At 41.2% G+C, this 11,720-nt stretch carries 10 protein-coding genes and 1 pseudogene; 5 read left to right on the forward strand and 6 right to left on the reverse strand.

Features of this window, described 5'->3' with window-relative positions; genetic code table 11:
* Positions 1 to 51 precede the first annotated feature (51 nt).
* Positions 52 to 1,368, forward strand: coding sequence for an MFS transporter (locus tag AC0KTX_RS09960; protein WP_474252052.1), 1,317 nt, complete (start codon positions 52 to 54; stop codon positions 1,366 to 1,368).
* A 29-nt stretch (positions 1,369 to 1,397) separates the two neighbouring features.
* The gene (locus AC0KTX_RS09965) at positions 1,398 to 2,822 is read left to right on the forward strand and encodes an amidase (protein ID WP_474252053.1); all 1,425 of its coding nucleotides are present in this window, start codon (positions 1,398 to 1,400) and stop codon (positions 2,820 to 2,822) included.
* 145 nt (positions 2,823 to 2,967) lie between these two features.
* Here AC0KTX_RS09965 and bglA read toward each other — a convergent pair.
* From bglA to groES, 3 genes and pseudogenes are all read right to left on the reverse strand, one after another.
* Positions 2,968 to 3,617, reverse strand: a pseudogene (gene bglA, locus AC0KTX_RS09970) (6-phospho-beta-glucosidase BglA); the annotation flags it as partial.
* A 504-nt stretch (positions 3,618 to 4,121) separates the two neighbouring features.
* Positions 4,122 to 5,747 (reverse strand): chaperonin GroEL, encoded by a 1,626-nt coding sequence (gene groL / locus AC0KTX_RS09975; RefSeq protein ID WP_474252054.1) that lies wholly within the window; start codon positions 5,745 to 5,747, stop codon positions 4,122 to 4,124.
* 57 nt (positions 5,748 to 5,804) lie between these two features.
* On the reverse strand, positions 5,805 to 6,089 hold the full coding sequence (gene groES / locus AC0KTX_RS09980) for a co-chaperone GroES (protein WP_474252055.1): 285 nt from the start codon (positions 6,087 to 6,089) through the stop codon (positions 5,805 to 5,807).
* Between the two features lie 248 nt (positions 6,090 to 6,337).
* Between groES and AC0KTX_RS09985 the strand changes: the two genes are divergently transcribed.
* Positions 6,338 to 7,072, forward strand: a complete 735-nt coding sequence (locus AC0KTX_RS09985) for a lysostaphin resistance A-like protein (protein WP_474252056.1) — start codon at positions 6,338 to 6,340, stop codon at positions 7,070 to 7,072.
* 46 nt (positions 7,073 to 7,118) lie between these two features.
* Complete coding sequence (locus AC0KTX_RS09990) at positions 7,119 to 7,274, forward strand: YdiK family protein (protein ID WP_474252068.1); 156 nt, start codon at positions 7,119 to 7,121, stop codon at positions 7,272 to 7,274.
* A gap of 134 nt (positions 7,275 to 7,408) precedes the next feature.
* On the opposite strand, the gene tatC is transcribed toward AC0KTX_RS09990, so the two are convergent.
* Genes tatC through AC0KTX_RS10005 form a run of 3 tightly spaced genes read right to left on the reverse strand, consistent with a single transcriptional unit; the run spans position 7,409 to position 9,010 of the window.
* Positions 7,409 to 8,158, reverse strand: coding sequence for a twin-arginine translocase subunit TatC (gene tatC / locus AC0KTX_RS09995; protein WP_474252057.1), 750 nt, complete (start codon positions 8,156 to 8,158; stop codon positions 7,409 to 7,411).
* 18 nt (positions 8,159 to 8,176) lie between these two features.
* Positions 8,177 to 8,353 carry a twin-arginine translocase TatA/TatE family subunit gene (tatA, locus tag AC0KTX_RS10000; protein ID WP_474252058.1) on the reverse strand — a complete coding sequence of 59 codons (177 nt, stop codon included), beginning with the start codon at positions 8,351 to 8,353 and terminating at the stop codon, positions 8,177 to 8,179.
* 15 nt (positions 8,354 to 8,368) lie between these two features.
* Positions 8,369 to 9,010 carry a redox-sensing transcriptional repressor Rex gene (locus tag AC0KTX_RS10005; RefSeq protein ID WP_474252059.1) on the reverse strand — a complete coding sequence of 214 codons (642 nt, stop codon included), beginning with the start codon at positions 9,008 to 9,010 and terminating at the stop codon, positions 8,369 to 8,371.
* A 327-nt stretch (positions 9,011 to 9,337) separates the two neighbouring features.
* Here AC0KTX_RS10005 and AC0KTX_RS10010 point away from each other — a divergent pair, with 327 nt between their 5' ends.
* Positions 9,338 to 11,269 (forward strand): ABC-F family ATP-binding cassette domain-containing protein, encoded by a 1,932-nt coding sequence (locus AC0KTX_RS10010; RefSeq protein WP_474252060.1) that lies wholly within the window; start codon positions 9,338 to 9,340, stop codon positions 11,267 to 11,269.
* Positions 11,270 to 11,720 lie beyond the last annotated feature (451 nt).

Raw genomic sequence — 11,720 nt, forward strand, 5'->3', positions numbered from 1 at the left:
TTGCATATAAATTGTTGTGTATAAAATTTTTACCGAGAAAGGATGGGGGGAATGAAGAATTATCGTTATTTCATCATGGGGATGATCGTCTTCATGGTGGTGATCAACTATGTGGATCGCGGCGCGATATCCTACGCGCAAAAAGACATCATCGCCACTTATGGTTTTGATGCCGTTTCTTGGGGAGCGGTACTCGGTTATTTTGGGTATGGTTATATGATCGGAGCTTTGTTTGGAGGAGTTTTGGCGGATCGCAAAGGACCAAAATTTGTCTGGATTCTCGCGGGGCTTGGCTGGTCGGTGTTTGAAATAGTCACCGCCTTTGCGGGTGAAATCGGACTGGCTCTGTTCGGCGGTTCCGCCCTAGCTGGATTTGCCGTGTTTCGTGTACTGTTTGGCTTGGCAGAAGGCCCAACTTTTTCAACGATCAACCGTACTAATGCTAACTGGGCGGCTCCCAAGGAGCGAGGCTTTGTCGCGGCTCTGGGACTTTTGGGTAACCCATTGGGTGCTCTGTTAACCGCTCCTATTGCAGTCACACTGCTTACGTTGACTAACTGGAAAATGATGTTTATTATTCTCGGGTTAATCGGTATTGTTTGGGTCATCATATGGAACAAAGTCTTCACCAATTTTCCGGAAGACCATCCGAAAGTGTCTAAGGAAGAACTGGAGGAGATTCGATCGAAATCCGAATTGCTGGAAAACGAGAAAAACGTGGGAGCAGGCGATACGAATGTGAAATGGTACCACTTTTTTCGGAATCCCACTTTAGTTTTCAATACGATTGGTTATTTTGTGTTTCAATATGTAAACTTCCTCTTACTTACCTGGACACCAAAATATTTGCAAGATGTATTCAACTTTCAGCTCAGTTCCCTTTGGTACCTGGGTATGATTCCCTGGGTGGGAGCCTGTTTCACTGTACTGTGGGGCGGTAAAATATCGGATGCGCTACGACGCAAAACGGGAAATTTGCGGATTGCCCGTTCCGGCCTTGCCGTGGTTTCCCTATTTCTTACCGCCGTGTGTTTTCTGCTGATTCCTACTGTCGACAGCATCGTAGCTGTAATGGTGTTGATGTCACTTGGAAATGCGTTCAACTTCCTACCTAACTCTGTTTACTGGTCAGTAATCATTGATACGGAGCCAAACCGGGCAGGCACTTTTGGCGGTGTGACACACTTTTTCACCAATATTGCCACCATTGTAGCGCCTACACTGACCGGCTATTTGGTGGCCAAATACGGTTATACTTCCATGTTTGCGGCAGCTGTTGTGGCGGTTGTGATCGGAATGCTGGCAATGCTCCTTGTCAAACCGGGTCAGCGCATGTCTGTAACCAACAAGGCTCCCAAGGACAAATGATAACTAAAATACAGAAAGGAGATTTCAAGATGGCAAACACTCAGCACACCGATGTATTGCAGTGGGATGTCACCAATTTGTCGAACGCGTTCAAACAGAAACAGATTTCACCGGCTGAAGTGACAGGAACCTTGTTGGAACAGATCGACAGGATCAATCCCCAATTAAACGCATACATCACCGTGATGTATGAACAAGCGATGGAAAGCGCGCGTAAAGCGGAACGGGAAATCGCCTCCGGCAATTGGAAGGGGCCACTACATGGTGTACCGATCGGACTAAAAGATTTAATTTACACGAAAAGTGTCCGCACCACGATGGGATCCAAAATTTTCAAAGATTACATTCCGGATTTCGACGCGGCCGTCGTTGAAAAACTGACACAGGCAGGCGCCGTAATAATCGGAAAGCTGAATACCCATGAGTTTGCCTACGGTCCGACAGGAGATCGATCCGCTTTCGGAGCGGTGAAAAATCCACACCATCTGTCAAAAATATCTGGGGGATCGAGCAGCGGTTCCGGAGCGGCTGTTTCGGCAGCCCTATGTTATGCAGCATTGGGAACGGATACCGGGGGATCCATCCGGATTCCGTCGAGTTGTTGCGGCATCGTCGGCATGAAACCAACCTTTGGCCGCGTCAGCAAATACGGGGTGTATCCGTTAAGTTGGACTCTTGACCATGTAGGGCCGATGACTCGAACCGTACTGGACAATGCCCTGTTATTAAACGTGTTGTCCGGATACGACGAACGGGATCCGTACTCCATGAAAACCGATGAGGAAGATTTCACCCGTTTCGTTGGACAAAGCATTAAGGGTAGCGTTATCGGTGTTCCTTCCTCTTTTTACTTTGACCATGTAGAAGAAGAAGTGGAACAGCAAGTGCAGCATGCATTGAAGGTGTTTGAAAGTCTGGGGGCAGAAATGCGTGTCATCGATCTGCCCCACATCCAACAATTTTCATTGGCACAACAAATCATCATCCGAAGCGAAGCCTATACGGTACACGAAGACATGCTTCGGGATCAGTCTGAGCAATACGACCAGGAAGTGAGGGAACGGTTGCTGACCGGCATGGACGAAAAAGCGCACACATATGTCCATGCTCAGCAGCTCAGGCACGTCGCTGTCCAAGAATTTAAACAAGCGTTCAACGAAGCGGATGTCATTGTGACACCGACGCTTCCGATTTTGCCGCCTGACATTGGCCAGCGTGAAGTCCATATCCACGGAAATAAAGAGTATGTCCGATCCGCGCTGCTTCGCTTGACAAGTCCCACCAATTTTAACGGTTTCCCCAGCATCTCCGTACCCTGCGGCTTCTCGGAATCGGGATTGCCTATCGGAATGCAACTGATCGGGAAACCGTTTGACGAAGCAAATCTGTATCGCTTCGCTTATGCCTTTGAACAGGAAAGTTCCATTCCCAATGTAAAAATGGATACCGTTTGAACAGTTGTAAAAAAACAGAAAAGCTGAGCGGATTCAGGGAAAAATGACTGAGTCCAGCTCGCTTTTGTATTTTTGTTTTTTGATGTTATTCTGGTCGGACAACCGCCAATTAGAAGGACGGATAAGGATTACATTTGTTTATATATTATAATTCTTCGCCATTCGTTTGAATGACATTTTTATACCAATAAAATGAATCTTTTTTATACCGCTTCATTGTTCCATTTCCTTCATTATCACGATCAACGTATATCATGCCATACCGTTTTTTCATTTCGCCCGTTGTAAACGACACAATGTCTATAATTCCCCATGGAGTATAGCCATTAAATCCACACCATCGTAGGTGACCGCTTTTTTTAAAGCTTCAATATGCGCTTTTAAATATTCGATTCTTTGCGGGTCATGGACAGAACCATCCTTTTCTAACGTATCGACAGCACCAAAACCATTTTCTACAATAAATAATGGAATTTGGTATCGATCATAAAAACGGTTTAATGTATATCTTAAACCGGTTGGATCAATCGGCCAGCCCCATTCACTTGATTGAATATACGGATTTTCTGCACTATTAGGCAAGCCGCCATTAACGATATTTGCTGTATTATCATTTTCTACATCGCTTTTCACGGTTGTCGACATATAATAACTAAAACCTAAATAGTCAACAGTGCCGTTTCTTAAAATTTCTTCATCGCCGTCTTCGAACTTGATGTTATATCCTTCCCGTTCAAATTCTTTCAAAGCGTAGTTCGGGTAATATCCACGAACTTGTACATCAGGAAAGAAATATCAAGTAGCCGGCATCCGCCGGCATGCCTTCAGAGAAAAATGGAAAACGTACAAAAGCAAGTGAAGAAAAAACGTCTCATTTCAGACAGCCCCGTTAGAACCAGTAGATCGAAGAGGACATAAAGAAAATAATTTGGACTTGACTAGGATAAGATGAACAGCCTTACCCCAATTGAAAAAAGAAGTAAGGTTGCCTAGTTTTTATAAATATTGTCTATTTGACACAGAGTATCCTCAAAATTCTTTCCCCATTGCATGAATGAATCTCATACAAAGCTCTTGAACAGTTCAATCTCTGTTTTCATAAGCATACAATTATTGAATTCTTTATGCATCGAAAAACTTCCCTTTAGGCTGCCTATCTTAAGGGGAGCAACTCAGAACTTATGAGAAGCCTCTGAGATTTTAGTTTTAGCATCATTTTTTCAGTTTCGTCACCACAACGGTACCAAATCGACATAGTCATGAAAAAAACCCCTTGAAATCAAGGGGTTTTTTGTCAAATTACATCATGCCGCCCATTCCGCCCATGTCAGGCATACCGCCGTTACCTTTGTTTTCTTCCGGTTTGTCAGCCACTACTGCCTCAGTTGTTAAGAACATAGCGGCAACAGAAGCTGCGTTTTGCAGAGCGGAACGAGTAACTTTTGTCGGGTCAACGATTCCGGCTTCAATCATGTTCACCCATTCGCCTGTTGCAGCGTTAAAGCCGACGCCGACTTCTTCTTTTTTCAAGCGTTCAACAATGACAGAGCCTTCTAGGCCAGCGTTATGGGCGATTTGGCGAACAGGTTCTTCTAATGCGCGAAGCACGATGTTGACGCCAGTTTGAATGTCGCCTTCTGCTTCAATTTCAGCCACTTTGTTGTATACATTTACTAGAGCTGTACCACCGCCGGAGACGATACCTTCTTCCACAGCTGCACGAGTGGAGTTCAGAGCGTCTTCGATGCGAAGTTTGCGTTCTTTCAATTCTGTTTCAGTAGCGGCGCCAACTTTGATGACTGCTACCCCGCCAGCCAGTTTTGCCAAGCGCTCTTGAAGTTTTTCTTTATCGAATTCGGAAGTTGTTTCTTCTAATTGAGCTTTAATTTGATTTACGCGAGCTGCGATTTTATCGCTTGCTCCTGCGCCTTCAACAATTGTAGTTGTTTCTTTCGTAACAACAACTTTTGCAGCGCGTCCTAATTGAGAAATATTGGCGCTCTTAAGATCTAATCCAAGGTCTTCCGTGATGACTTCACCGTCAGTTAGGATTGCGATATCTTCCAACATCGCTTTGCGGCGGTCGCCGAATCCTGGAGCTTTTACAGCAACAGCATTGAATGTGCCGCGAAGTTTGTTCACAACCAATGTAGCTAAAGCTTCGCCTTCAACATCTTCAGCGATAATTAACAACGGTTTGCCTTGTTGGACAACTTGTTCTAATACAGGCAAAATTTCTTGAATGTTAGAGATTTTTTTGTCAGTAATTAAGATATATGGATTTTCAAGAACAGCTTCCATTTTGTCGGAATCTGTTACCATATATGGAGAAGCGTAGCCGCGGTCGAATTGCATACCTTCTACAACATCAAGTTCTGTTGAGAAACCTTTTGATTCTTCAATTGTGATGACACCGTCGTTGCCAACGCGCTCCATTGCTTCAGCGATTAATTGTCCTACTTCTTCATCAGCAGCTGAAATGGCAGCAACTTGTGCGATAGAATCTTTTCCTTCAATTGGTTTAGAGATATTTTTTAATTCTTCCACAGCAACTGCTACTGCCTTTTCAATACCTTTGCGAACGCCCATAGGATTTGCGCCGGCTGTTACGTTTTTAAGACCTTCGCGGATCATCGCTTGCGCCAAAACTGTTGCAGTTGTAGTACCGTCCCCTGCTACATCATTTGTTTTGCTGGCAACTTCTGCAACTAATTTTGCTCCCATGTTTTCAAAAGGATCTTCCAATTCGATCTCTTTTGCAATTGTTACCCCGTCGTTAGTAATTAACGGCGAACCGAATTTTTTCTCAAGTACAACGTTGCGGCCTTTCGGACCCAATGTTACTTTAACAGCATCTGCTAATTTATCAACACCGCGCAGCATTGCACGACGAGCTTCTTCACTAAATTTAATTTCCTTTGCCATGTTGCGAAAACCTCCTCAAAATTTTATTTCATTATGATATCCAAGCTGTGGCTGCCATTAACCAATCACAGCTAAAATGTCGCTTTCGCGCAAAATTAAGTATTCTTTGCCTTCGTATTTTACTTCAGTGCCTGCATATTTTGAGAAGATAATGCGATCGCCAACAGCAACTTCAGGTGCTACTCGTTCACCATTATCTAATACACGACCTGAGCCGACTGCTATTACTTTGCCTTCCTGCGGTTTTTCTTTCGCAGTGTCAGGCAAAACGATACCGCTTGCTGTTTTTTCTTCTGTCTCAACAAGTTCAATAACAACGCGATCACCTAATGGCTTTAACAAGGGAAACAACCTCCTCAAATCTTTTGAGATTTATAAAATTTGCCTTTTTATTAGCACTCGTTATTATAGAGTGCTAACACCAATTATTATATTAAAGAAACCTAATTCATTTTTCAAGTATCTTTTAAAAAAATTTCTCGGCGCTGCAAAATAATAACAGGCCGGTTCTATCTAAAATTCTCTCTCAATGTTGACGATCGGTTTATGCTAAAATAAATTTATAAATTTTTTTAAAGGGGAACGCATTGGTGAAAAAACAAGATTGGTGGATTATCATTACGTATACCATTATGCAGTTGTCTGCTTTTGTCGGTGTGCCGCTTTTTTATAAACTGGGAATTGGTGCGGACGAGAATCCGAATAACAGCTTATTTCAAGCTCAAGCCTATTGGTCGATTGTCAGTTTCACAATAGCGCTTTTACTGATATTATTTTTCCTCCGCCATGATGTCAAAAACAAAGAACGCCATATTCAGGCGGCGCCAGCAGCAGAGTCTGTCGCATGGGCTGTTTTGGGAGTCTTTTTAGCTTTTTTCGTCCAAACGATTGCCGCAAATATCGAAGTATATATATTTAACATTCGCCCTGGATCGGAAAACACTCAGCTGATCATTGATCTGATAGAAGTAACGCCTTATTTGATCATTGTCACATCGATAATAGGCCCGATCTTGGAAGAAATCATCTTTCGAAAAATTATTTTTGGCGCTATCTATCGTAAAACAAACTTCTTTATCGGCGCTCTTGTCAGTTCCTTGCTGTTTGCGATCGTCCATGGCGAGCCCGAACACATATTGCTTTATGCTTCGATGGGATTTACGTTTGCCTTTTTATATGTCAAAACAAAACGAATTTTAGTTCCTATTTTTGCCCATACAATGATGAATACGATCGTTGTGCTCATTCAAACGATATTTCGCGACGACATTGAAAACATGATTCAACAAATGGAACAAATTCAAACAATTATTGGAGGCATCTGAGAGTATGAAGTTAAATCCGAATTCCATGGGACTATTTTATTTCACCATGGGAGTTTTATTTACATATTTGGCAATACAAAGCGCAAAAGATGGTTTGTGGTCAATCCCGACATTCATATTGATGGTTTTAGCTACATTTGATTTTGCCGTTTCGCTTCGAATGTTTGCTTTTTCCTATAAGCTTCGAAAAAACAAAAAATAAGGGACTGTCTATAAAGTTCATTTTAGTCTCACATGTTTCCAAGTAAAAGACCCAAGAATGTTGATATAACAGCATTCCTGGGTCTTGCTTTTTTCATAAATTCGTCTGAAAAACCGTTTTTTGGACAGCACCTTTTATTTTGGATTTTTTTCTTCTTTTGCTTTTGATTGTTGCGACCTTTTATAAGCGAATCTTGAAACAATGATGCTGATTTCATATAAAATCAACAACGGAATTGTTACCATTAAATGGGAGACGATTTCCGGCGGCGTAATAATCGCTGCAATGACGAGCAAAACAAAATAAGCATATTTTCTGATTTTTACCAAAAATGCCGGATGGATGATTCCAAGCCTTGTGAAAAACATAATGACAACGGGCAATTCGAATAACAGACCAAACGGCAATGTTAACTGCAGCAAAAACCGAAAATATTCATTGATCCCGATCATTTGCTCAATGTTTAAATCATCAGCAATACGCTCCATAAAATCTATGACAAACGGAAACAAAACGAAATAAGAGAACGCTACACCTGAAAAAAACAATATGAGCGAAATGGGAATATAGCTTAACGTCACTCGCCTTTCTTTTTCATAAAGCCCTGGGCTGATAAAAGCCCACAACTGATAAAATAAAACGGGCAAAGTTAAAACAACGGCGATAATGAAAGTAAACTGCATATACACCATTAACGGGTCAGCGGGGCGAAAGGCATTTAATACAAAACGCTTGGCTTCGCTTGTCTGCTGTAAATAAACGATGATCGGCTTGGCCAAGAAAAAACCGGCAATGAAGGCAATGAAAAAGAAAACGACTACAATGATCAGCCGTTTTCTCAACTCTGCTATATGTTCCAACACAGACATGTTTTTATCTTTCATAACGTTTCATCCATTCTTTCACTCTTCTTTTTTCTTTTCATCCTCTTTATCGTCCGTTAATCCTTTTGTCGCTTTTTTAAATTCTTTTAACGTATCCCCTGCGGCTTTTCCAAGTTCAGGGAGTTTTTTCGGTCCGAAAATAAGAAGAGCTGCAATGATGATGAGGATCAGGCTCCCAGGTCCGATTGTCGGCATAATGCGAACACTCCTTTATTGTTCATCAGAATAATGCTTCAAAAAATATGCAAGCGCCTGCAGTTCGACAGATAAATCAATATGATGGATGCGAATGTTTTCCGGAACATTCAGGCGGGCCGGCGTAAAATTCAATATTCCTTTAATTCCTTTTTTCACTAAACGATCAGTAATGCTTTGCGCCTCTGTAGCCGGAACTGTTAAAATGGCTACCGGCACGTCTTCCGGCAAAACGGTTTCCAGTTCATTCAAATGATAGACAGGAACTCCCCCAACTTCCTTTCCTATTTTATCTTCTTGAACATCAAAAGCAACCACAATTTGTGTGTTATTATTTTTCGTAAAATTGTATTTTAAAAAAGCGGTTCCTAAATTTCCGACTCCAATCAAGGCGACTTTTGTCAATTCATCTTGATCAAGCGTCTTTCTAAAAAATGATAACAAATAATTCACATTATATCCATAACCTTTTTTGCCTAATGCTCCAAAATAAGAAAAATCTCTTCTTATCGTCGCTGAATCTACTTTGACTGCTTCGCTCAGCTCCTTTGAGGAAACACGTTGTTTCCCTGATGCGTGCAAATTTTGCAAAAAACGATAATATAATGGCAACCTTTTGGCAGTTGCTTGCGGTATTTTAGATTGATCTTGATTCATGTTCATCCCTCGCTATCAACAAACGAACAGTGATATCGATCGAAACTATTCATTTCAGGTCACAGCTGTTTAAAACTGCGGATCGTGTTAACGCTTCCACGTAGTAGTTTCTATAATTTTACAATTTTTTTGTTCGCATAATTGCTCTATGCTCTTCTCCATCTTAAATGCGCAGCCGTTTTAGCCTTTACTCTGCTCTACATTAAAACTATACACTATTTTTTTCATATTGTCTTTTGGATGATTGTTACAATTTCTTGACCTTTTCTTGCTCGAATGAGAATCTATGAGCTACACTAATCCTATCATAGATTGAGGTGAACAAACATGATGTTATTGCAGCTAAACCAAATTACGAAATATTTTGGCGCTGATCTTATTCTATCGAATATTAAACTTGAAATCCAAACGGGAGATAAAATTGCTCTCGTGGGACGAAACGGCGCTGGAAAATCAACTTTATTAAAAATCATTGCCGGTGAGATGTCATATGATTCAGGTGAAATCGTAAATCCGAAGGACTTAACAATTGGTTATCTGGCCCAAAATGCAGGGTTGGAATCAGATCGTTCGATTTGGGAAGAAATGCTGACGGTATTCGAAGACCTTCGAAAAATGGAAAAACAGATGAGACACCTTGAACAAAAAATGGCGGAAATAAATCCCTCTACAGGAAGCAGCCAACTGGAACGTTTCATGAAAGAATATGATTTGCTTCAACATTCATTTAAAGAAAAAGGCGGATACCAATACGAGGCGGACATCCGCTCCGTTTTGCATGGATTAGGCTTCTCCGATTATGATTACTCAACCAAAATTTCCGTTTTAAGCGGAGGCCAAAAGACTAGATTAGCGCTTGGCAAGCTTCTTTTGACAAATCCCGATTTGCTTATCCTTGATGAACCGACAAACCATCTTGATATGGAGACGTTAAGCTGGCTTGAGCGTTATTTGCAAAGCTATGATGGAGCTGTGCTTATTGTTTCCCATGACCGCTATTTCTTGGATAACGTCGTTCAAGTGATATATGAAATTTCCCAAACTATTTGCACGAAGTATGTTGGAAACTACAGCGCCTATTTAAGGCAAAAGGCGGAAAATTACGAACGGGAAATGAAACAATATGAAAAGCAGCAAGAGGAAATCGCCCGAATGAAAGAATTTATTCAACGAAATCTGGCAAGAGCTTCAACGACAAAAAGAGCTCAAAGCCGGAGAAAAATGCTTGAAAAAATGGAATTGATCGATAAACCAAACAGCGGCGAGAAATCAGCCCGCTTTTCCTTCGAAATCGAACGGCAAAGCGGAAATGATGTATTGAAAGCATCTGATTTAGCGCTTTCTTACGATGGCCAAACAACGATCGCATCAGGCATAAGCTTTTTCATTCATCGAAAAGATGCCGTTGCATTAATTGGACCAAACGGCATCGGAAAATCGACATTATTAAAGACCATCCTTCATCGGTTAAAACCACTGGAAGGGAAAATTGAATTCGGTTCAAATGTAAAAATCGGCTATTACGACCAAGAACAAGCTGATTTAACATCGTCAAAGCGTGTTCTTCATGAACTATGGGATGATTATCCAGAAAAAACGGAAAAGGAGATTCGAACCGTTTTAGGCAATTTTTTATTTTCCGGTGATGATGTTCTAAAAACAGTCTCCTCTTTAAGCGGGGGCGAGAAGGCTCGTCTTGCGCTCGCAAAACTGATGCTGAAAAAAGCTAATTTCCTTGTCATGGATGAGCCGACAAACCACCTTGATCTGGACAGCAAAGAAGTATTGGAAAATGCCTTGATCGATTATCCGGGAACAATTCTTTTTGTTTCCCACGACCGTTATTTTATTAACAAAATTGCCACAAAAATATTTGAATTATCCACAAATGGGATAACGGAATATTTAGGCGACTATGATTATTACATCGAAAAAAAAGCTGAAATGGCCGAGCTTAAAAAATGGACTCAATCGGAAAAAATGTTGGATGAAAGCGAGAATCGAAAACAAAGCAAACGATCTTATCTACAGGAAAAAGAACTGAAAAAGCGGGAAAGGCAAAAACAGCGGCTTATTGAGGAAATTGAGAACGAAATTGCGGAAATTGAAAAAAAGATTGCGGAAAATGATGAAAAACTTTGTGATCCAAATGTTTATCAAGACCACGAACAGGCGCAGGAAATCCATGAACAAAATGTTGCCTTAAACAAACAGTTGGAAAAGCTGATCAATGAGTGGGAAACGCTTCAAACGACATAACCGGCAAAGAACGCCGGTTATTGTTTTTTTCAACATCAATAGTTTTCCACAAACAAAACCTCTGTCCTATTTCATTTCGGTTTATTTATACACATTATCCACAAAAATACACCTGATTTATCCACATTTACACAAATCTTTCCTAACTGTTCTGTCAACATTTTTTGGATTCATCCACAAAGTTTTGAACAGTTGTGGAGATCTTGTGGGCAAATTGGTCAAGTCCTAATTATTGTGTAAAATCTCACTCCCAGCCCAGAAACCTAGATTCCTGGCCAACTAAACTGCTTCCTTTTTACACAAGTTCAGGGCTTAATCGGACTAATTTTTCAGATCACACAAAAAAGGCTCAACCAATTGGCTGAACCTAATATGACTTTAATTCGAGGCCTGGTTGGGCATTCATTCGGTAATCGCTAAAAATCCCTTTTTCGTATAAAACGTCCCCAAA

Source organism: Aeribacillus sp. JST-2 (assembly GCF_056032925.1).